Source organism: Gryllotalpicola reticulitermitis (genome assembly GCF_042651345.1).
Taxonomy (GTDB): Bacteria; Actinomycetota; Actinomycetes; order Actinomycetales; family Microbacteriaceae; genus Gryllotalpicola; species Gryllotalpicola reticulitermitis.
This window is the reverse complement of sequence record NZ_JBHSCN010000005.1, coordinates 342,183-363,006: the sequence shown is the minus strand read 5'-3', so window position 1 is coordinate 363,006 and position 20,824 is coordinate 342,183. Positions and strand designations below refer to the sequence as shown.

Below are 20,824 nucleotides of genomic sequence, written 5' to 3'. Positions count from 1 at the left end.
CCGCGCGCGCTCAGGCGCGGGCGAGGCGCAGCACCTGCACGCTGATGCGGTGCGCCATCGCCGGCACCGAGTCGCGGCCGGTGAGCGGCGTGCCGAGCCAGTTGCCGAGCAGCCACACGATGCCGCCCGAGACGATGACGACCGCGTCGCGGATCTCCTCCGTGTCCCGGTTCGCGACGGTGTCCAGCAGGGGCGAGCGCTCGAGGATCCGCCGCACCACGAGCTCGACGGCGGCGTCGATCGCCGCACCTGAACGCGAACCACGCAGCACTCGCCGGTAGAACCCGCGGTGCGCCGCAAGGTGCTCGAGCAGCTCGCGCACGAGCGGCTCGACGCGCCCGGACCAGTCCGCGACGTCGGCGGAGGGGGGCTCATGGCGCGTGAACTCGGCGTCGAGGCGCTCGACGGCCGCGGCGCTCGCGAGCTCGCCGAGGTCCGTGAAGTGCTGATAGAAGGTCGGGCGCGTCACTCCGGCGGCGGCGACCACCTGAGTGATCGACAGCTCATCGAGATCATGGGCGTCGAGGAGCTCGGTCGCCGCCGCGAGCAGCGCCCGCTTCGAGCGGGCGGCCCGAGGGTCACTCGACGCGCCATCCATCCCATACATCTTCGCAGCCCCACATTCTGTTTGACATGTGTAAACTAGTCGACGTCGCTAGCTTACGTTTGTAAAACAATAGTCCGCATGAGGGCGAGCGCTGAGCCGGCGAGCGCGAGGGGAACGAGGAACACCGTGACGAAGCATCCGATCAACACGCAGGCGGGCGGCACGCGCAAGCGAGCCGTGCGCATCGCGATCGCGGCGATCGCCTGCATTCCGCTCATCTACGGCGGCGCGCTCATCTGGGCGAATCAGGACCCGACGCACCGGCTCGACAAGATCCCGGCGGCCGTCGTCGACCTCGACCAGCCGGTGACGCAGAACGGCACGACCGTCGACGTCGGCAAGACGGTCGCGCACGACCTCGTCGCCAACCACGAGAACGACAACTTCGACTGGACCGAGACGGATGCCTCAGCCGCCCGCGCCGGCCTGAAGAACGGCACCTACCTCGCCACCATCACCCTGCCGAAGGGCATGTCCTCCAGCGCCGCGTCACTCGGCGGGAACGCCGGCGACGCCGCCGACTCGCGCGTCACGATCACGACCGACGACGGCCGCAACTACATTGTGGGCGTCGCGGCGAAGACCATCGGGCTCACCATCTCGCAGACCGCATCGAAGTCGGTCTCGCAGCAGTACCTCTCGCAGATCTACTCCGGCCTCGACCAGATCTCGTCGGAGCTCACCACCGCGGCGAACGGCGCGAAGCAGCTCGCCTCGGGAGCGGGAACCCTGAAGTCCGGCACCGCGCAGCTCGCCACCGGCGCCGACCAGAGCGCCTCGGGTGCGGCGCAGCTCGCCTCGGGTCTCGGCACGGCCCAGTCGGGGGCGAACCAGCTCGCGAGCGGCACCGCGCAGGTGGCGGCCGGCACCTCCCAGCTCGCGGACCAGACCGCCCAGGCCGCGACCGGCGCCCAGCAGCTCGCCACCGGGGCATCGCAGGTCGCCGCGGGCACGTCCGAGAATCAGAGCAGGATCAGCCAGGCGGCGAGCGGGGCAGCCCAGCTCGCCGCGGCCAACCAGAAGCTCGCGGGCGGCGCGTCGACGCTCGCGACCGGAGCCAACCAGGTCGCCGCCGGCAACCAGAAGCTCGCCGACAGCGCGAGCGCACTGAACTCGGCGGTGAAGCAGCTGAACGCAGCCGGAGTCTCGCCGGCGGCGATCGAAGCCGGACTGAACCAGCTCTCCACGAACGCGACCCAGTACGTCAACGACGTGAACCAGCTCGCCGAGTCGTGCTCGAGCCTCGCGAGCTCGAACGACCCGGCCCTGACCCAGCTCTGCGGGCAGATCAATCAGGTCGTCGGCCCGCAGAACGGCAGCGGCTACGCGAACAGCGCGGCGATCGCCGCCGCCGCGAAGCAGCTCAGCTCGGCCGCCCCGACGCTCGTGAACGTGCTGAACCAGGCTACGGGCGGCGCGCAGACGCTCGCCGATGACACCCAGGCGCTCGCGACCGGCGCTCAGCAGGTCGCGAGCGGAGCCTCAGCGCTCAGCTCCGGCGCGCAGAAAGCGGCGACCGGCGCGAACACGCTCTCGAGCGGACTCGCAAGCGGTGAGAGCGGTGCGGCCCAGCTCAACTCGGGCGCCCAGAAGGTCTCGAGCGGCGCGTCGACTCTTGCGAGCGGCCTGAAGAACGGCGAGAGCGGCGCGGCACAGCTCAATGCCGGTGCGCAGCAGACGGCCGGCGGGTCGCAGCAGCTGGCGAGCAAGCTGACGGATGCTTCGAGCGGGGCATCCGATCTCGCGACCGGCACCGCGCAGCTCGCCTCAGGTGCCAAGTCTTTGGACTCGGGGGCCGGCACCCTCGCCTCCGGTTCGGGAACCCTCGCGGGCAAGCTTGCCAGCGGCGCGAAATCCGTGCCCAGCTACTCCGCCGCGGACCAGAAGCATCTGAGCGACGTCGCCTCGCAGCCCATCGCGCTCGCGCAGTCGAAGCTCAACTCGGTGCCGAGCTACGGCTACGGCCTCTCGCCGTACTTCCTCGCGCTCGGTGCGTGGGTGGGCGGCCTGTCGATCTACATGCTGCTGCGCGCGATCCCGCTCAGCGCGGTCGAGCGGAACCGGCCCGGCTGGCTCGCCGCGCTGCTCGGCTACCTGCGCGGCGCGTGGATCTCGCTCGTTCAGATCGCCCTGCTGTACCTGATCGTGACGCTCGGCATCGGTGTGCACCCCGCGCACCCGGTCGGTCTCGCGCTGTTCCTCGGTCTCGCGGGGGTCGCCTTCACCGCGGTCAACCACGCGCTGATGGTGCTCTTCGGCAGCCGCGGGCGCTTCCTCGGGCTGATCCTGCTCGTGCTGCAGGTGGCCGCCGCCGGGGCGACGTACCCGATCCAGACGACGCCCGCGTTCTTCCAGTTCATCCATGGGCTCCTGCCGATGACCTACGCCGCCAACGCGATCCGTTCGCTCATCGCGGGCGGGGGCGCCGGTGTCGGCCAGGGCATCGTCGTCATGGTGTGCTGGGGTGCGGTCTCCCTGCTCATCTCCATCGCCGTGACGACGGCGCGCCGCGCCCGCCGCTCCGCGATGCTCCTCCCCGACTTCGCGGTGTAGCCGTCAGAGGCTCCAGGTCATCCACGCGTTACTCCGGCGGTTCGCAGTTCGGGTCGAGCAGAGTCTGATATTCACCGGCCTCGGCCCGGGCTCGCACCGCCGGGGTGATCTCGTCGGTCGGCATCACCCCGACCGCGAATCCGCGCGGACCGCCTGACTCCTTTGCGAGGACGCAGGCCGCCACGATCGTTGTCAGGCCGAGGTCGTCAGGGCCCGGAGTCGGCGCCGTGCGCATAACAAGTGGCGTGACGTTGATCATGACAACGGCACGCCCGTGCGAGATTTCGTCGACGCGGCCCCCGTTCGTGCCGAGGAGCGAGCGCAACTCCGCCGCGGAGGGCGCGGGCGCGACAGCCTTGGGCGCGTCCGCCCCAGGCGTGCACCCAACGAGGGTGCTCACCGCGAGAAGCGCGCAGAGAACGCCCGCTGCGCGCGTCACTTGAGTTCGCAGTAAATCGCGTTGTGAGACGCCTTAAAGCTCGTCAGCGTACCGCTGGTCTGAGTCGTCGTTCGGAACTGCGTCGCGGTCGTCTTTCGGATCTTGTAGGAGGCATGTGTGCCCCTGGGATACATACGCCACGTCTGGCCCTTCTTCATGGTCGGTGAGTGGCACGTCGTCGAATACGCCGTCGTAGCAGCATGTGAGAAGCCGAGGCTCGTGGAGAGCGCCTTCACGGTAATACCCATCGAGGTCTGCCACGTGTTGGTGAAGGCGCGATTGGCCGTGGCCGAACACTTCGCCCCGCTCGTGCCGACCGAACATGACGAGAGCTGCTTGCTCTTGTTTGTGTAGTCCTTAGTGATCTTCTTGTTGATCACGTCCAGGCGCTGGGCGCTGGCACCGCCGGCAAGAGTCACCGTGGGCGCAGCCTCCGTCACACGGGCGGGTGCCGCGTTCGCGGGCACCGCAAATACGAGAGCCGCGGCCCCGAAGGCAGTCGTGACGGCGAATGCCACCCCGTTCCGCAGCTTCTTCGTGCCGCTCGTCGATTTGTTCCACTTCCGCATGGGTGTCTCCTCGCAATTGCGCTCGTAACCGCTACGAACGCACCGAGGCTATCAACCATCTGGTGTTTACACCCTGGGACTTTGTTCCCTACGAAGCGATCAGCCGCCGACGATGTGCATTGCGCGCGCCGCATCCGTCACGGCGCCGGACAGCGACGGGAAGACCGCGTACGCGCGCGCGACCTCGTCGACGGTCAGGCGGTGCTCGACGGCGATCGCTAGCGGGAAGATGAGCTCGCTGGCCCGCGGCGCCACGATCACGCCGCCGATCACCGTGCCGGAACCCGTGCGGGCGAAGAGCTTCACGAAGCCCTCCTTGATGTTCAGCATCTTGGCGCGAGCGTTCGTGGGCAGCGGCAGCTTGTAGATCTGCCCCTGCGCGATGCCGTCCTCGATCTGCTTCTGGGTCCAGCCCACCGTCGCGATCTCGGGCTGCGTGAAGATGTTCGACGTCACGTTGCGCAGTTCGATCGGGTTGACCGCGTCGCCCATCGCGTGGAAGACGGCGGTGCGGCCCTGCATGAACGCGATCGACGCGAGCGGCAGTACGTCTGAGCAGTCCCCCGCGGCGTAGATGTTGGGCACGGATGTCCGCGCCACGCGATTCACCCGAACGTGCCCCGTCTCCGTCAGCTGCACGCCGGCCTCTTCGAGCCCGATGCCCGCGGTGTTCGGAACCGACCCGACCGCCATGAGGCAGTGCGAGCCCTCGACCGTGCGGCCGTCGGTGAGCGTGACGACGACACCGTCGCCCGTGCGCTCGACCTTGTCTGCGCGGGACTTGGAGAGCACGTCCATGCCGCCCCGCGTGAACACCTGCTCGAGGATCGTCGCCGCGTCAGAGTCCTCGCCGGGCAGAACCTGCTCGCGGCTTGAGACCAGCGTCACCTTGGCGCCGAGGTTCATGTATGCGGAGGCGAACTCGGCGCCGGTGACGCCCGAGCCGACCACGATCAGGTGCTCGGGCAGCGTCTGCAGTGTGTAGAGCTGGGTCCAGGTGAGGATCCGCTCGCCGTCGGGCATGGCGCTCGGCAGCTCGCGCGGGCTCGCACCGGTCGCGAGCACGATCGTGTCGGCCTCGACGCGGTCGAAGTCGGTACCGCCGTGGCCGGACGCGGTCGAGACGACGACGGCCTTCTCGCCGTCGAGCCGCCCGACGCCGTCGATCACGCGGACGCCGGCACGCACGAGCTCAGTCCGCATGTCCTCACCCTGCTGGCGGGCGAGGCCGAGGATGCGCTTGTTCACCGCGGCGAGGTTCACGGCGACCTCGGGCCGCGTCGGCCGCCCCTCCTCCGTGCGCGTGAAGAACTGCACGCCGAGACCGACCGCATCGGGGATGCTCCGCGCCGCCTCGGCCGTCGCGATCAGGGTCTTCGACGGCACGACGTCGGTGATCACCGCCGAGCCGCCGATGCCGATGCGCTCGACGACCGTGACGTCGGCCCCGAGCTGGGCGCCTGCGAGAGCCGCCTCGTAGCCCCCGGGGCCTCCGCCGATGATCGCGATCCTCTGCTTGCGCTCGAATTCGAAGGCCATGGCCCATAGTCTGCCGTAACGCGGCCGCCCGGCCCACCTGTGCGGGTGCCGCGATCCGCTCGGGGAGAGAATGCACGACCGGGGATGCCGCATCCGTTCAGATCTCTCCCCGATCGTGCGTTCTCTCCCCGAGCCGGCGCGGCCCGGCGCCGAGCGGGCGCCGGGCCGCGCCGGGCGCAGCACAGTAGAGTGGCAAGCTATGGCCGACGCCTCGATCCTGGACGCACCCGAGACCGACCCGTTCCGCATCGCTCGCGAGGCTGCAGAGCAGATCGCGGACAAGACGGGCATCGCGAAGCACGACATCGCGCTCACCCTCGGCAGCGGCTGGGGTCGCGCCGCCGACCTGATCGGCGAGACCGTCGCGACGATTCCGGCGACGGAGATCATCGGATTCCGCGCGCCCGCGCTCGCGGGGCACGTCGGCACCCTGCGCTCCATCGCCCTGCCGAGCGGCAAGCACGCCCTCGTGATCGGGGCGCGCACGCACTTCTACGAGGGTCACGGCGTGCGGCACGTGGTGCATTCGGTGCGCACGGCGGCGGCGGCCGGCGCATCCGTCATGGTCCTCACCAATGGTGCGGGCGGCATCAAGGCGCACTGGGCGCCCGGCACTCCGGTGCTGATCAGCGACCACATCAACCTGACGGCCGCGAGCCCGCTCGAGGGCGCCACCTTCATCGACCTGACCGACCTCTATTCGGCGCGGCTGCGCGCGCTCGCGCAGACCGTCGACCCCGGGCTCGAGGAGGGCGTCTACGTGCAGTTCCGCGGACCGCACTACGAGACGCCGGCCGAGGTGCAGTTCGCCCGCACGATCGGGGGCCACATCGTCGGCATGTCCACCGCGCTCGAGGCCATCGCGGCGCGCCAGGCCGGCATGGAGGTTCTCGGACTGTCGCTCATCACCAATCTCGCCGCGGGCATCTCGCCAACTCCGCTCTCGCACGCCGAGGTGCTCGAGGCCGGTCAGGCGGCCGAGCCCGTCATCTCGGCGCTGCTGGCGAAGATCGTGGGGCAGCTGTGAACACGGGCGACGCAGCGTCGGCGACGCAGCCGGACGAGGGGCCGGGCGACGCGCAGTCGCGCGGCACGGGGCTCGAGGCGACGGACGCCGTGCTCGCAAACGCCCGCGCGTGGCTCGAGCAGGATCCCGATGAGGCCACGCGCACCGAGCTCGAGGGGCTGATCGAGGCGGCCAGGTCGGGCGACGACGCAGCGATCGCCGAGCTGCATGCTCGCTTCGACACCCGGCTGGCCTTCGGCACCGCCGGCCTGCGCGGTGAGCTCGCCGCCGGACCCAACCGCATGAACCGGGTGCTCGTCGCGCAGGCCGCGGCGGGCCTCGCCGCGTATCTGCTCGAGAAGCGGGGCGCGCAGGCATCCGTCGTCATCGGCTACGACGGCCGCACGAACTCGCAGATCTTCGCCCGCGACTCGGCCGAGCTGTTCGCGGGCGCCGGCGTGCGCACGATTCTGCTGCCGCGCCTCCTGCCGACGCCGGTGCTCGCCTTCGCGGTGCGGCAGCTGGGTGTCTCGGCGGGTGTCATGGTCACCGCCTCCCACAATCCGGCGCGCGACAACGGCTACAAGGTGTATCTCGGCGACGAGGACCAGGGCTCGCAGATCGTGCCGCCAGCGGATTCCGAGATCGCCGCGTACATCGCGCGGGTCGCCGGAGCGGGGCCGATCACCGAGCTGCCGAGATCGGATGCCTTCGAGCTCGCCGATGAGGCGCTGGTCTATGCGTACATCGTGGCCACCGCCGCGGTCAGTGACGAGCTGCCCGGCGACGTGGGGCTCGACGTCGTCTACACGGCGATGCACGGCGTGGGGTGGGACACGGCCTCGCGGGTCTTCGAGGCCGCGGGCTTGCCTCTGCCGCTCAGCGTGGCTGCGCAGCAGGAGCCCGACGCGGCGTTCCCGACCGTGTCGTTCCCGAACCCCGAGGAGCCCGGCGCGCTCGACCTCGCGATGCAGACCGCGCGGGAGCACCGGGCCGAGCTGATCCTCGCGAACGATCCCGACGCCGACCGGTTCGCGGTCGCGATCCCCGCGCCCGAGGTCGACGGCGGCTGGCGCCGGCTGAGCGGCAATGAGCTCGGCACCCTGCTCGGCTGGGCGGCCGCCGAGGAGGAAGCCGGGACCCGCGGCGCCCACCGCACACCGAAGGTTCTGTCAGCGTCGATCGTCTCCTCGCCCGCACTGCGTGCGATCGCCGATCACTTCGGCCTCGGCTACGTCGACACGCTGACCGGCTTCAAGTGGATCTCCCGCACGCCGGACCTGCTGTTCGGCTACGAGGAGGCGCTCGGCTATCTCGTCAACCCCGAGACCGTGCGCGACAAGGACGGCATCTCGGCCGCCACCCGGTTCCTCGGTCTCGCCCTGCGGTGGAAGGCGGCCGGGCGCACGGTCGCCGACCAGCTCGAACTCATCGCTGGCGAGATCGGTCACTACGCCAGCGGCCAGATCTCGCTTCGCGTCACCGACCTCGCCGAACGCGGCCGCATCATGGATCGGCTGCGCTCCGACCCGCCCACGTCGCTCGGAACCGACCCTGTGACGGCATTCGACGACCTGGCCCACGGCGACGGCGAGCTGCCGCCGGACAACATCCTGCGCATCCGCACCGCGGGCGGCTCACGCGTGATGATCCGCCCCAGCGGCACGGAGCCGAAGCTGAAGATGTACCTCGACGTGCGCGGGGACTCGGCGGCGGATGCCTCGGCCAGGCTCGCCGCGCTCGACGCATCCGTGCACGCCCTGCTGTGACCTGAGCGGCCGGGCGCGCTCAGTCGCGGAAGACCGCGCGCGCCTCGTCCGGCGTCGTCGCGGCGCGCAGCGCCGGGAAGACCGCAGGGTCGTTGAACAGGTTGGCGAGCGCCGCGACGTTCGTGACGTGCGCGTCATTGGTCGCGCTGGTGAGGCCGATGACGATCTCGACGGGGTCGTTGTGCGGGTGACCGAACGACACCGGCTCGGCCAGGGTCACGAGCGACAGCCCGTCGGCGCGCACGTCCTTCCCGGGGCGCGCATGCGCGAGCGCGAGCCCCGGCGCGACGACGATGTAGGGGCCGAAGTCGTCGACGACGGCGATCATGCGCTCGGTGTACAGCTCCGTCGCCGCGCCTGCGCGCACCAGACCCGCGCCCGCGAGCCGCACGGCGGCCCGCCAGTCCGCGGCGACGGCATCGAACGCGACGGCCTCGTCGGACAGTTCGGGCAGCAACGGCATATATCGATTTTAGGGGAAGCCCGCCGCTCTTCTACACAGCGTCGAAACCGAGGGCAATGCGGTCGACGAGCTCCTCGCGTTCTTCGATCGGCAGGAACGCCGCCGCGGCGGCATTGAGCTGGAACGTCTCGAGGTCGTCGAGCCGGTACGCGAAGGCCTCCGTGAGCAGCGACAGCTCACGGCTGAGCGACGTGTCGCTCATCAAGCGGTTGTCGACGTTGACCGTGACCCGGAACCCCAGCTGGTAGAGCAGATCGAACGGATGCTCGACGAGCGACTCGCCCCACTGCGCGATCGCGCCCGTCTGCAGGTTGGAGCTCGGGCTCGTCTCGAGCGCGATCTCGCGGTCCTTCACCCACTGGGCGAGCAGGCCGAGCGAGACGTAGGTGTTCTCATCGTCCTGGCGCTCGACCAGCAGGTCCTCGGCGATGCGGACGCCGTGACCGAGGCGAAGCGCGCGGCCGTCGAGCAGCGCCGAGGCGATGGAGTCGAGGCCGGCGGCCTCGCCGGCGTGCACCGTGACGGGGAACCACTCCCCCGCGAGGTAGTCGAAGGCCGTGCGCATCGTTGAGGCGGGAAACCCCGCTTCGGGCCCCGCGACGTCGAAGCCGACGACGCCCGAATCGCGATGGCGCACCGCGAGTTCCGCGATCTCGCGCGTGCGCCCCGGATTGTGCCGCAGGCTCGAGACGAGCTGGCCCACCCGGATGTAGCCGCCGGTCGCCTCGACGGCGCGCACCGCCTGGTCGATGCCCGACTGCACCGCATCGACCGCCTCATCGAGGCTCAGCCCGCGCTGCAGGTGCTGCTCGGGAGCCCACCGGACCTCCCCGTAGACGACGCCGTCGGCATGCAGGTCCTCGACGAACTCGCGAGCGACGCGGGCGAGCCCGTCGCGCGTCTGCATGACGCCGACCGTCACGTCGAAGGTCTTCAGATACTGGACGAGGCTGCCGGCGTTGGACTGCTCGGCGAACCAGCGACCGAGCTCGGACGCATCCGATCGCGGCAGCTGCAGCCCGATCTCGTCGGCCAGCTCGACGATCGTCTGCGGGCGCAGGCCGCCGTCGAGGTGATCGTGCAGGCTCACTTTCGGCAGGCCGTTGATGCTGACGCCGTCGAGCAGGTATTCGCGATCAGGGGCGCTCACGCTGGCCACGCTAGCGGGTCACGCCGTGGCCGGGTAGCTCAGCGCGCGATGCGTTCGGCGACGAGCGGGCCGCGCGGCGTGAAAGCGGATGCCTCGCCGACCGCCCACGCGCCCTCCAGCGCCTCGAGCGCACGATCGAACCGGGCCGCGTCGTCCGCGGCCAGGGTGAACAACGGCTGGCCGGCCGTCACCTCGTCGCCGGGCTTCGCGTGCAGCTCGATGCCGGCTGCGTGCACCACCGGGTCCTCCTGCCGCGCGCGGCCCGCCCCGAGCCGCCAGGCGGCGATACCGAAGGCGAGAGCGTCCTGCGACAGCAGCACGCCCGAGGCCGGGGCGACCACGGTGTGCGTCTCATGCGGCAGCGGCAGCGCCGCATCGGGGTCGCCGCCCTGCGCGCTGACGAAGGCGCGCCAACGATCCATCGCCCGCCCGTCGACGAGCGCGCCCTCCACGTCGACATCGGGCTTGCCGGCGAGCGCCAGCATCTCGCGCGCGAGGGCGATGGTGAGCTCGACCACGTCGGCCGGGCCGCCGCCGGCGAGCACCTCGAGCGACTCGCGCACCTCGTTCGCGTTGCCGATGGTGCGGCCGAGGGGGACGTTCATGTCGGTCAGCAACGCCGAGCACGCGACGCCGGCGTCGGTCCCGAGCGCCACCATCGTCTGCGCGAGTTCGCGGGCGCGGTCGTAGTCGCGCATGAAGGCGCCGGACCCGAACTTCACGTCGAGCACGAGCGCGCCAGTGCCCTCCGCGATCTTCTTGCTCATGATCGACGATGCGATCAGCGGAATCGCCTCGACGGTGCCCGTCGTGTCGCGCAGCGCGTACAGCTTCTTGTCGGCCGGCGCGAGACCGGCGCCCGCGGCGCAGATCACGCCGCCGACGGGGCCGGAGAGCTGCGCGAAGATCTCCTCGTTGCTGAGCGACGCGCCCCAGCCCGGAATGGACTCGAGCTTGTCGAGCGTGCCGCCCGTGTGGCCGAGGCCGCGGCCGGAGAGCTGCGGCACCGCGACGTCGAAGCACGCGACCAGCGGCATGAGCGGCAGCGTGATCTTGTCGCCGACGCCGCCCGTCGAGTGCTTGTCGGCGGTCGGCTTGCCGAGTCCCGAGAAGTCGAGCCGTTCACCCGAGTCGACCATCGCAACGGTCAGGTCGCGGATCTCCTCGCGCGACATGCCGTTCAGCAGAATCGCCATCGCGAGGGCGGACATCTGCGAGTCGGCGACATAGCCGCGCGTGTACGCGTCGACGAGCCATCGGATCTGCGGCGTGGTGAGCGCGCCGCCGTCGCGCTTCGCGGCGATCAGCTGGACCGCGTCGAACTGCTCAACCATCACTTCTCCTTGCTATGTAGCCATCAGCGAGTCGGTGACCGCGACCGAGAATCGCGCCGCGACGCCGCGCCCGGCTAGGACTGGTGCGCAAAATCATCCAGCGTGCGGGGCCCGAATGCGTCGGGCAGTACCTCGTCGATGGTCCTGATGCCCGAGACGGTCTCGAGCAGCATGCCCGGCGCCGAGTGCTCGAACAGCAGCTGCCGGCAGCGACCGCAGGGCATGAGGACCGCGCCGTTGCCGTCGACGCAGCTGAAGGCGACGAGCTTGCCGCCGCCCCCCATCACGAGGTCGGCGACGAGCGCGCACTCGGCGCACAGCGTCACGCCATACGACGCGTTCTCGATGTTCGCCCCGCGCACCACGCGGCCGTCGTCGACGATGGCCGCGGCCCCGACGGGGAAGCGCGAGTAGGGCGAATAACTGTGCGTGAGGGCGCCGGTCGCGACGGCGCGCAGCGCGTCCCAGTCGATGCCATCGCCGCTGATCTCGGGGGCCTCAGCTGTCACCGGATAACGCTACCGCCTGGCAGCGCACCGACCAGCACACGGCCTCGTACGACGACCGCCACGACGTTCTCCGGTCGCAGGGCGTCGAGGTCGAGCCACGGCCGCCCGCGCACGACGACGAGATCGGCGGATGCCCCGGCCTCGAGCTTCCCGAGCGTGTCGCCGCGCTTGACGGCCGCGGCCGCGCGGGACGTCGCCGCCTGAAGCGTCCGCTCGGCGCTCCAGCCGAGGACGCGCGCCATCGCGCGCAGCTCGTCGGGCTCGTCGCCGAAGCGCACGTGGTGACCGTTGGCGTCGGTGCCGAGCACGAAGTCGAGGCCTCGAGCCGCGGCATCCGTCAGCAGCGCATCCCGGCGCACGACCAGTGCGCGCGCCTTCTCGGCCGACTCGGCGCTGCCGTAGCGCGGGTCGCCCGAGGCGATGCGGTCGTTGATGAGCAGGGTCGGCGCGACGGTCACGCCGGCCGCCGCAGCGCGCTCCGCGAGTTCCGCCGTGATCAGAGTCGCGTGCTCGATCGAATCGACGCCGGCGTCGAGCGCCCGCCGAATGCCGTCCTCCGAGTGCGCGTGCGCCGCGACCGGAAGCCCGAGGGCGTGCGCCTCGTCGACGATCGCGTCGAGCTCGGCGTCGGTGTGGTTCCGCCACGCGGCTCGATCGCCCTGCGAGAGCACACCTCCGCTGGTCGCGACCTTGATGCCGTCGGCGCCGGCGCGGGCGTATTCGCGCACCAGACGACGGCAGGCGTCCGGGCCGTCCGCGGTCGGTTTGCGGATCGGGAATGCCGCCGGCGTGAACAGGTCGGCGTGACCGCCCGTCATGCCGACCATTCCGTGCGCGAGGAGCCTCGGGCCGTCGACGATGCCGCCGGCGAGCGCGCGGCCGAGCGAGAACTGCACGTCGTCGGCGCTCAGGTCGCGCAGCGTCGTGACCCCCGCGGCGAGCGCCGCGCGGGCGTTCGCGAGCCCGTGCAGCACCTGCTCCTCAGGGCGCGTCGTGAGCGGCCACGTGAAGAACTCGGCGCCACCGGGGGCTCCGGCGTAGCCGATCAGGTGCACGTGCGTGTCGATCAGGCCCGGAATGACGCTCAGACCGTCGAAGCGCGGGTCGGGCGCGTCGGCGGGCTCGAGCGAGCGGATGCCTTCGCCCCGGCCGTCTTCCCACACGATCCGGCTCGCACCGCGCGCCGCCGTTCCGTCCCACAGTTCCACGCCATCGAGTTCGTACCGCACTAGGTCATCGTGGCAGACCCGCGCCGGCGGCTCGGCAGCCGGCTCCGTGTCAGAGTTGAGCATGGCCGAATCCGCGCAGGGCGCCGCGCCCCAGGCATCCGCCTCCCTCATCATCGACGACGCGACGGTGCTGAGCCGCACCGAGGCCGCACTCCCGGGGTACCCCGAGCTGCCCCCTGACGCGGGCGGCCGCGGCGCGGCGCACTTCCTCGAGCATCACTCGGTAGGCATCGCCGGGAACCGCATCGCGTGGGTGAGGCCGGTCGCCGACGTCACCGCGATCGAGCGCGCGGCGGCCGCCGAGGTGATCGACGGCCGCGGGCGGCTCGCGATGCCCGGTCTCATCAACACGCACACGCATTCGCCGATGGTCATGTTCCGCGGCGCCGCCGAGGACGTGCCGACCGCCGACTGGTTCAACAAGCATGTCTGGCCGATGGAGGTCAACATGACCGACCGCGATGTGCGCCTCGGCGCCGAGCTCGCGATCGGCGAGATGCTGCTCGGCGGCGTCACGAGCTTCGCCGACCACTATTTCGGCATGCCCGAGATCGCGGGGGCGGTGGAGGCGAGCGGGGCGAGGGCCCTTCTCGCCGCGACGTACTTCTCATCGGAGGGCGCTGCCGGGATCGACCGGGGCGTCGCATTCGCCGAGGAGTGGCACGGCGGGGCGGGCGGCCGCGTGCAGGTCGCGCTCGGCCCGCATGGCGCATACACCGTGAACGATGACGATCTGCGGCGCACGGCCCGTGAGGCGTCGCGGCTGGGCGTGCTCACGCACATCCACGCGGCGGAGAACCCACGTCAGACCGCCTCGAGCCTCGCGAAGCGCGGCGTCACGCCGATCCAGGTGCTGCACGACACGGGGCTGCTCGAGTCGGGGGTGCTCATCGCGCACGGCGCCGGCATCGTCGAAGACGACGTGCGCTGGCTGGCGCCCTATCGCGACCGCGTCGGGGTCGGCTCATGCACGAAGGTCTACCTGAAGCACGCCCAGTCGGGCACGACGCCCGTGCGGCTGCTGCACGACGCGGGCGTCGCGGTGGGCATCGGCACCGATGGGGCGGCGGGGCACAACACGCTCGACGTGTTCGAGAGCATGCGGCTGCTCGCGGAGACCGAGAAGGACAAGCTGTCGGACGCAACCTGGCTCACGATGGAGCACGCCCTCGACCTCGCCACCCGCCAGAGCGCGGCCGTGATCGGGCGCGGCGCTGAGCTCGGCGCGCTGGTGCCCGGGTACCTCGCCGACGTCGCCGTCGTCGACCTCGCCGGTCCGCACCTTCAGCCCATGCACTCACTCGCCGCGGCGCTCGTCTACGCTGTGCGACCGAGCGACGTCGAGCACGTGATCGTCGACGGCGATGTCGTCGTGCGCGACCGGCGACTGGTTCACCTTGACCTGTCTGCCGCGATCTCCGAGCTGAACGAGCGGATGCCTGCGCTGCGCGACACCTCGCACGGCACCCGCATCCAGGACTACAACCCGTGACCCGCCTCGACGCGGCGACGGCCCCGTTCACGGAGGTCGCGTCATGGCTCGCGGCAGGCGACGGTCTCGTCGTCGTCGCGTTCGGGGCGCACGAGGCCCATGGCGCGCACCTGCCGCTCGCGACCGACGCCATCGTGGCCGACGCGGTCGCGCGCGAGCTCGCCAACCGTCTGGGCGCCGTTCTGCTGCCGACCGTGCCCTACGGGGCGTCGTGGAGCACAGCGGGCTATCCGGGCGGCGCGGCGCTCGGCGTCGGCACCGTGGCGGCGATCGCCCTCGACCTCGGGCGTGCGGCAGCTGCGGCCGGAGCCCGCGCGTTCGTGATCGTCAACGGCGACTTCGGCAACCGGGGGCCATTGGCCGCGGCATCCGATCAGCTCACCGGCTCGGTGGTGCCCGCGCTCGTGCTCGACTACCCGGGGCTCGAGGGCGCAGCGGCCGCCGTGCGGACCTCACGGCCGGCCGCACCCGGGCTGGCGCACGGGGAGGAGATCGAGACCTCGTTACTGCTGCACCTCGCGCCCGCCACAGTGCGCATGGATCTTGCCGAGGCGTTCTACCCCGACTTCCCCGCCGACTTCGGCACGAAGCCCGTGTCGATCGACCGCTTCTCGCCGACAGCGGTCTTCGGCGACCCGACCGCCGCGACCGCCGCGAAGGGCGAGGCTATCTTCAGCGCCATGGTCGAGGCATCCGTTCACGCCGTTCGCGAGTTCGTCGCGACCCTGCCGCCGCGTACCTGACGGAGGTGCCGTCTGCAGACTGTCGTGAGGGAACATTTTTGACGATGTGCAGAAGACGCCCGCCAAAAATGTTCCCTCATGACAGTGGCGCGGGTCAGTGTCCGCCGAGGTACGGCTTTCCCGAGGCGGCCGGGCCGCGCACGCGGCCGACGAGGCCCGCGACGGCGAAGATGGTGACCACGTACGGCAGCATCAGCATGAAGTCGCTCGGCACCGGCGAGCCGATGATGCCGAGCACGTTCTGCAGGTTGTTCGCGAAACCGAACAGCAGGGCGGCGAAGGTTGCGCGGACGGGGTCCCACTTGCCGAAGATCACCGCGGCGAGGGCGATGTAGCCGAGGCCCGAGGTCACGTCCTGGCTGAACGGGCCGACGGACCCGAGCGTGAAGTAGGCGCCGCCGACGCCGACGATCGCGCCGGCGAGCGCGACGTTCCAGAATCGGGTGCGGGGCACGTTGATGCCGACCGTGTCCGCAGCCTGGGGGTGCTCGCCGACCGCGCGTAGGCGCAGGCCCCAGCGGGTCTTGAACATTCCGATGAACACCGCGATGACCGCGATGTACATGAGGTAGATGATGATCGTCTGGTCGAACAGGATCGGCCCGAGCACCGGGATCTCCGCGAGCCCCGGGATGGGGAGCTGGTGGAACGTGCCCGGGCTGTTCACCGCCGTCGCGTTGTTGACGAGCACCGTCTGGTACAGGAACGTCGTGAGCCCGAGCACCAGCACATTGAGGACGATGCCGACGATGACCTGGTCGACCGCGTAGCGCACCGCGAACGAGCCCAGCACGAAGGACACGAGCACGCTCGCGGCCATCGCGCCGACGACGCCCGCATAGAGGTTGTGGGTGATCGTCGCGATGATCGCGGAGACGAACGCACCGGCGAGCAGTTGCGCCTCGATCGCGATGTTGACGACGCCGACGCGCTCGGACACGACACCGCCCAAGGCGCCGAAGATGATCGGCGCGCTCAGCGCCAGGGACCCCGTGAGCAGGCCGATGACGGGCAGCGTATGGCCGGCGGCGGCCCAGACGAGGAATCCGACCAGCAGCACGATCGCGAAGACGCCGCCGTACCAGGTCGGCACCCGACGAGTGCCGCGCCCGAGCACCCACGCGCCCGCGGCCATCAGCACGGCGATCGCCGCGATGACGTAACCCGTGCCACGCGCGGGCAGCTGTGCGTGCGGGATCGTGAGGGTGTGCACGCCCTGGCCGGTGAAGTCGAGCGTCGTGGTGCCGCCGCGACCGAGCAGCACGAACAGCACGACGCCGAGCACGGCGAAGATCGTCAGGATGATCGGCGTCTTCCGGCTGCGCGTCAGCTCCGCTGCGGCACGCACCGACCCGGCGCTGACCTCGGTGGGCGGTGTGGAGATCGCGGTCATCAGGCGTTCGCCCCCTTCACGGCGCGACGTGCGCCCGGCTGCGGCAGACGGAAGATCGCGCGCACCAGCGGCGGGGCTGCGATGAAGAGCACGATCACGGACTGCACGACCGTGACGATGTCGATGTCGACGTTCTGCGACGCCTGCATGATGTAGCCGCCGGCCTGGAACACTCCGAACAGGATGCCCGACCAGAACACGCCCCACGGGCGAGAGCGCCCGAGCAGCGTCACCGTGATCGCGTTGAACCCGATGCCCGCGTCGATGTCGTTGCCGAAGCCCGTGGTCGTCTGGGCGAGCACCTGATAGGCGCCGGCGAGACCGACGAACACACCGGACAGGACCATCGCGACGATGAACACCCGGTCCGTGTTGATGCCGGCGACCTTCGCGGCGCGCATGTTCTCGCCGACAGCCCGGAACTTGAAGCCGAGGCTCGAGCGGTTGAGCAGCCACCAGGTGAAGACCGTCGCGGCGACCGTGAACACGAAGCCGAGATTCAGCGGCAACGACGACCCGAACAGGTTGGGATAGACGGCGGTCGGCAGGGTCGCCGGGCTCTGCGGGTTCTGGGAGCCCGGGGCACGCAGCACCGGCGTGTGCAGCAGGTAGTCGATGAGGTAGTACGCGACGTAGTTGAGCATGATCGTGACGATCACCTCGTGCGCGCCGGTACGCGTCTTGAGCACCCCGACGATGCCGGCCCAGATGCCGCCGCCGACCAGGGCTGCGGCGACCGCGACGATCAGGTGAATGCCGTACGGCAGGTGCAGCGAGAAGCCGACCCAGCCGGCGAACGCCGCCGCGATCAGGATCTGGCCCTGGCCGCCGATGTTGAACACGCCGGTGCGGAAGCCGATCGCGATGCCGAGTCCCGCTGCGATGAGGGGCGCCGCGAAGTTGAGGCTGTTGAAGATCGGCTTGACGCCGGCGACGAAGCTCGTCTGCGTGTAGTCGTAGACACCGCCGCGGAAGAGAGCCGCGTATGCGCCGGAGACCGCGTTCCAGGCATCCGCCAACGCCGTCGTCGGCCGCGCGAAGAAGTACGCCGACGCCGCATCGGTCGCCGGGTCGGTCGCCGCGATCAGGATGCCGCCGACGACGAGCGCGATCACGATCGCGAGGACCGACAGCATGATGTTGCCGCCGAAGATGCGGGTGAGCGCGTCACGCCAGCGATCGGAGTCGCCCGGCTGCTGCTCGGGCGTGCGCTCCTCCTCGGGAATCTGGCTGGGCTCGAGGGTCGAGTCGACCTCGGTCACTGCTGTGCTCCTTCGGTGGTGGCGTGTGCTGCGTCGACGCCGGGCGGCAGCTCGCCTGCCATCATCAGGCCGAGCACGTCGCGGGACACGTCGCCCGGAACGATGCCGACGATGCGCCCGCGGTACATGACGGCGATCCGGTCGGCGAGCGCGGTCACCTCGTCGAGCTCCGTCGACACGACCACGACCGGGACGCCCTCGTCGCGCGCGGCGATGATGCGCTTGTGCACGAACTCGATCGACCCGACGTCGAGACCGCGCGTGGGCTGCGCGGCGACGAAGAGCTTGAGGTCGCGGCTGAGTTCGCGGGCCAGCACGACCTTCTGCTGGTTTCCGCCCGACAGACGGCCGACATGCGTGTCGGCGCTCTCGGCGCGGACGTCGAAGTCGCGCATCGCGACGCGCGCGAATTCGGTGAGAACGGATGCCTGAACCGTGCCCCCCTTGACGAACGGCGCCCCGTCGGAGCGGTCGAGCATGAGGTTCTCGGCGACGGAGAACTCGGCGACGAGAGCGTCGACCTGCCGGTCCTCCGGAATGAAGCCGACGCCCGAGTCGAGCACCTCGCCCGTCGTGAGCCCGATGAGGCTGCGGCCGTTCAGTTCGATCGCACCGGCCACGTGCGGCTGCAGACCGAGGAGGGCCTCGGTCAGCTCGGTCTGCCCGTTGCCCTGCACACCGGCGACCGCGAGGACCTCCCCCGCCCGGACCGTGAAGCTGATGTCGTCGACCGTGACGTGACCCAGCGGGTCGACCACGGTCAGGTCCTTCACCACGAGCGCATCGGCCCCGGGAGTCGCGGGCTCCTTCTCGACGGTGAGGTTCACGGCGCGACCGACCATGAGACCGGCCAGCTCGGCGTTCGTCGCCGTCGGCTCGGCCTCGCCGACGACCTTGCCGAGACGGATGACCGTGATGCGGTCCGCCACCTCGCGCACCTCGCGCAGCTTGTGCGTGATGAAGACGATCGCGGTGCCCTCATCGCGCAGCTGCTTCATGATGCCCATGAGCTCGTCGGTCTCCTGCGGGGTGAGGACCGCCGTCGGCTCGTCGAACACGAGGACCTTCGCGTCGCGGCTGAGCGCCTTGATGATCTCGACGCGCTGCTGCACGCCGACCGGCAGGTCCTCGACGACGGCGTCGGGGTCGACCTCGAACCCGAAGCGATCGGAGATCTCGCGCACGCGCGCACGCGCGACATTGAGGCTGAGGAATCCGCCCCGGTTCGGCTCGTGCCCGAGCATGACGTTCTCGGCCACGGTGAACACGGGCACCAGCATGAAGTGCTGGTGCACCATTCCGATCCCCGCGCGCATCGCGTCACCCGGACCGGCGAAGTGCTGCGGCACGTCGTCGAGCAGAATCTCACCGTCGTCGGCCTTCAGCAGGCCGTACAGGGTGTTCATCAGCGTCGACTTGCCCGCACCGTTCTCACCGAGGAGGCAGTGGATCTCGCCCGGCTCGACCACGAGGTCGATGTGATCGTTGGCGACGAGAGACCCGAAGACCTTGGTGATGCCCCTGAGCTCGAGCTTCATGCGGCCGGGCGCGCCTTTCTTTGTGGGCGGCAGGCAAAGAGGGCGACGAGCGCCCTCTTTGCCTGCCCTGGTGCGAGGACTTGCTGCCTGCTGATTACTTCTGGAACGACTTACTTCTGGAACGACGACGGCGAAGCGACCTTGATCGAGCCGCTCTCGATGCCGGCCTGGATCGTCTTGAGCTTCGCGGGAAGGTCCGCGGGGATCTTCGACGCGTAGTCGTGGAACGACGAGATGCCTACGCCATTGTTCTGCAAGGTACCGATGTAGGTCGAGTTGTCGAACGACTTGCCGCTCGCGGCGTTCTCGACCGCGGTCTCCGTCGAGGTGTCCACGCGCTTGAGGATCGAAACGAGGAACAGGCTCTGGTTGGCGGGGTCGGTCTGGTAGATGTCGGAGTCGACGCCCTCGAGGACGGCCGACGAGTTCGAGCCCTTGATGGCCGCCGCAGCGCCCTCGTAGAGCGAGCCCGCGACCGGCACGATCACGTCGGCACCCTGGTTCAGGAAGTTCTGCGTGTCGGTCTTGGCCGTCGTCTGGTCGGTGAAGTTACCGACGAACGTGCCCTTCTGGGTCGCCTCGTTCCAGCCCAGCACCTTCACGTTCTTGTGGTTCTGCTGGTTGTAGTACTGAACGCCGTCGTAGAAGCCGTCCATGTAGATGGTCACCGAGGGGTACTCGGCGCCGCCCCACGTCGCGACGACGCCGGTCTTGCTGTACGCAGCAGCGGCATAACCGCCGAGGAAGGCCGCCTGGTCGGTCTCGTACACGACGTCCTTGACGTTCGGCGCGCTGATCGTGTTGTCATCGATCTGGACGAAATCGACCTTCGGGTTCGCGGCTGCCGCAGCCTTCACCGACGCGACGAAGTTGAAGCCCGGCGCGACGACCAGGTTGCACTTCTCGCTGATGAGGCTCGCGATACCGGACGCATAGTCGTCGGACGTCTTCGACTGAACCTTCTTGTACGACGTGCCCTCCTTCGCGGCGGCCGCGGTGACGCCCTGGAGCGCCAGCTGGTTGAAGGAGTGGTCCGCGAAGCCGCCGGTGTCGCCGACGATGCAGGGCAGGTAGCTGGACGTGGTCTTCGAGCCGCTGCTGGTGGAGGGCGCCTGCGCGCAGCCGGTCAGCGCGAGAGCTGTGGCCGCCGCCAGGCCGGCACCGACCAGCACAAGCTTGCGTGATGCGATTGACACTGTTGGTATTCCTCTGATTCAGGACGGCGCCGG

The 20,824-nt window shown here is 70.1% G+C and carries 18 protein-coding genes; 5 read left to right on the top strand and 13 right to left on the bottom strand.

The annotated features are described in order from the left end of the window. Positions 1 to 10 precede the first annotated feature (10 nt). Positions 11 to 598 (bottom strand): TetR/AcrR family transcriptional regulator, encoded by a 588-nt coding sequence (locus ACFOYW_RS08880; RefSeq protein WP_390228543.1) that lies wholly within the window; start codon positions 596 to 598, stop codon positions 11 to 13. A 135-nt stretch (positions 599 to 733) separates the two neighbouring features. On the opposite strand from ACFOYW_RS08880, the gene ACFOYW_RS08875 reads away from it, so the two are divergent. Further along, entirely contained in the window at positions 734 to 3,160 is a 2,427-nt protein-coding gene (locus ACFOYW_RS08875; protein ID WP_390228541.1) for a YhgE/Pip family protein, read from the top strand. Between the two features lie 28 nt (positions 3,161 to 3,188). Here ACFOYW_RS08875 and ACFOYW_RS08870 read toward each other — a convergent pair whose 3' ends face one another. The 3 genes from ACFOYW_RS08870 to ACFOYW_RS08860 form a co-directional block, all read right to left on the bottom strand. Continuing rightward, positions 3,189 to 3,560 (bottom strand): hypothetical protein, encoded by a 372-nt coding sequence (locus ACFOYW_RS08870; protein WP_390228540.1) that lies wholly within the window; start codon positions 3,558 to 3,560, stop codon positions 3,189 to 3,191. A 35-nt stretch (positions 3,561 to 3,595) separates the two neighbouring features. Beyond that, the gene (locus ACFOYW_RS08865; protein WP_390228539.1) at positions 3,596 to 4,168 is read right to left on the bottom strand and encodes a hypothetical protein; all 573 of its coding nucleotides are present in this window, start codon (positions 4,166 to 4,168) and stop codon (positions 3,596 to 3,598) included. Between the two features lie 99 nt (positions 4,169 to 4,267). After that, positions 4,268 to 5,707 (bottom strand): NAD(P)H-quinone dehydrogenase, encoded by a 1,440-nt coding sequence (locus ACFOYW_RS08860; protein ID WP_390228538.1) that lies wholly within the window; start codon positions 5,705 to 5,707, stop codon positions 4,268 to 4,270. Positions 5,708 to 5,906: 199 nt separating this feature from the next. Between ACFOYW_RS08860 and ACFOYW_RS08855 the strand changes: the two genes are divergently transcribed. Next, a complete protein-coding gene (locus ACFOYW_RS08855; RefSeq protein WP_390228537.1) occupies positions 5,907 to 6,734 on the top strand; it encodes a purine-nucleoside phosphorylase in 828 nt (275 codons plus the stop codon). 89 nt (positions 6,735 to 6,823) lie between these two features. Then, complete coding sequence (locus ACFOYW_RS08850) at positions 6,824 to 8,482, top strand: phospho-sugar mutase (RefSeq protein ID WP_390229594.1); 1,659 nt, start codon at positions 6,824 to 6,826, stop codon at positions 8,480 to 8,482. Positions 8,483 to 8,501: 19 nt separating this feature from the next. On the opposite strand, the gene ACFOYW_RS08845 is transcribed toward ACFOYW_RS08850, so the two are convergent. The 5 genes from ACFOYW_RS08845 to ACFOYW_RS08825 all read right to left on the bottom strand — a co-directional run bounded on the left by ACFOYW_RS08845 (position 8,502) and on the right by ACFOYW_RS08825 (position 13,230). Next, a complete protein-coding gene (locus ACFOYW_RS08845) occupies positions 8,502 to 8,945 on the bottom strand; it encodes a PTS sugar transporter subunit IIA (RefSeq protein ID WP_390228535.1) in 444 nt (147 codons plus the stop codon). Positions 8,946 to 8,976: 31 nt separating this feature from the next. Beyond that, positions 8,977 to 10,095, bottom strand: a complete 1,119-nt coding sequence (locus tag ACFOYW_RS08840; protein WP_390228534.1) for an adenosine deaminase — start codon at positions 10,093 to 10,095, stop codon at positions 8,977 to 8,979. A gap of 38 nt (positions 10,096 to 10,133) precedes the next feature. Continuing rightward, entirely contained in the window at positions 10,134 to 11,429 is a 1,296-nt protein-coding gene (locus ACFOYW_RS08835) for a thymidine phosphorylase (protein WP_390228533.1), read from the bottom strand. Positions 11,430 to 11,503: 74 nt separating this feature from the next. After that, on the bottom strand, positions 11,504 to 11,938 hold the full coding sequence (locus tag ACFOYW_RS08830) for a cytidine deaminase (RefSeq protein WP_390228531.1): 435 nt from the start codon (positions 11,936 to 11,938) through the stop codon (positions 11,504 to 11,506). Next, complete coding sequence (locus tag ACFOYW_RS08825) at positions 11,935 to 13,230, bottom strand: amidohydrolase family protein (RefSeq protein ID WP_390228530.1); 1,296 nt, start codon at positions 13,228 to 13,230, stop codon at positions 11,935 to 11,937. The genes ACFOYW_RS08830 and ACFOYW_RS08825 overlap by 4 nt, the downstream gene beginning before the upstream one ends. Here ACFOYW_RS08825 and ACFOYW_RS08820 point away from each other — a divergent pair. Then, positions 13,229 to 14,659, top strand: coding sequence for an amidohydrolase (locus ACFOYW_RS08820; protein WP_390228528.1), 1,431 nt, complete (start codon positions 13,229 to 13,231; stop codon positions 14,657 to 14,659). The genes ACFOYW_RS08825 and ACFOYW_RS08820 overlap by 2 nt on opposite strands. Next, positions 14,656 to 15,402 carry a creatininase family protein gene (locus ACFOYW_RS08815; protein ID WP_390228526.1) on the top strand — a complete coding sequence of 249 codons (747 nt, stop codon included), beginning with the start codon at positions 14,656 to 14,658 and terminating at the stop codon, positions 15,400 to 15,402. The genes ACFOYW_RS08820 and ACFOYW_RS08815 overlap by 4 nt, the downstream gene beginning before the upstream one ends. Before the next feature lie 94 nt (positions 15,403 to 15,496). On the opposite strand, the gene ACFOYW_RS08810 is transcribed toward ACFOYW_RS08815, so the two are convergent. The 4 genes from ACFOYW_RS08810 to ACFOYW_RS08795 all read right to left on the bottom strand — a co-directional run bounded on the left by ACFOYW_RS08810 (position 15,497) and on the right by ACFOYW_RS08795 (position 20,791). Next, complete coding sequence (locus tag ACFOYW_RS08810; protein ID WP_390228524.1) at positions 15,497 to 16,795, bottom strand: ABC transporter permease; 1,299 nt, start codon at positions 16,793 to 16,795, stop codon at positions 15,497 to 15,499. Continuing rightward, positions 16,795 to 18,057: an ABC transporter permease gene (locus ACFOYW_RS08805; protein ID WP_390228522.1), complete on the bottom strand. Its 1,263-nt coding sequence runs from the start codon at positions 18,055 to 18,057 to the stop codon at positions 16,795 to 16,797. The genes ACFOYW_RS08810 and ACFOYW_RS08805 overlap by 1 nt, the downstream gene beginning before the upstream one ends. Continuing rightward, positions 18,054 to 19,595 (bottom strand): ABC transporter ATP-binding protein, encoded by a 1,542-nt coding sequence (locus ACFOYW_RS08800; RefSeq protein ID WP_390228521.1) that lies wholly within the window; start codon positions 19,593 to 19,595, stop codon positions 18,054 to 18,056. The genes ACFOYW_RS08805 and ACFOYW_RS08800 overlap by 4 nt, the downstream gene beginning before the upstream one ends. A 110-nt stretch (positions 19,596 to 19,705) precedes the next feature. Beyond that, positions 19,706 to 20,791, bottom strand: coding sequence for a BMP family lipoprotein (locus tag ACFOYW_RS08795; protein ID WP_390228520.1), 1,086 nt, complete (start codon positions 20,789 to 20,791; stop codon positions 19,706 to 19,708). Between the last annotated feature and the right edge of the window lie 33 nt (positions 20,792 to 20,824).

Bases quoted from the DNA above. Each gene is read 5' to 3' on its own strand.
- ACFOYW_RS08820 (WP_390228528.1), top strand. From the start codon at position 13,229: ATGGCCGAATCCGCGCAGGGCGCCGCGCCCCAGGCATCCGCCTCCCTC.
- ACFOYW_RS08865 (WP_390228539.1), bottom strand. From the start codon at position 4,168: ATGCGGAAGTGGAACAAATCGACGAGCGGCACGAAGAAGCTGCGGAAC.
- ACFOYW_RS08825 (WP_390228530.1), bottom strand. From the start codon at position 13,230: ATGCTCAACTCTGACACGGAGCCGGCTGCCGAGCCGCCGGCGCGGGTC.
- ACFOYW_RS08880 (WP_390228543.1), bottom strand. From the start codon at position 598: ATGGATGGCGCGTCGAGTGACCCTCGGGCCGCCCGCTCGAAGCGGGCG.
- ACFOYW_RS08860 (WP_390228538.1), bottom strand. From the start codon at position 5,707: ATGGCCTTCGAATTCGAGCGCAAGCAGAGGATCGCGATCATCGGCGGA.
- ACFOYW_RS08810 (WP_390228524.1), bottom strand. From the start codon at position 16,795: ATGACCGCGATCTCCACACCGCCCACCGAGGTCAGCGCCGGGTCGGTG.
- ACFOYW_RS08835 (WP_390228533.1), bottom strand. From the start codon at position 11,429: ATGGTTGAGCAGTTCGACGCGGTCCAGCTGATCGCCGCGAAGCGCGAC.
- ACFOYW_RS08845 (WP_390228535.1), bottom strand. From the start codon at position 8,945: ATGCCGTTGCTGCCCGAACTGTCCGACGAGGCCGTCGCGTTCGATGCC.
- ACFOYW_RS08855 (WP_390228537.1), top strand. From the start codon at position 5,907: ATGGCCGACGCCTCGATCCTGGACGCACCCGAGACCGACCCGTTCCGC.
- ACFOYW_RS08800 (WP_390228521.1), bottom strand. From the start codon at position 19,595: ATGAAGCTCGAGCTCAGGGGCATCACCAAGGTCTTCGGGTCTCTCGTC.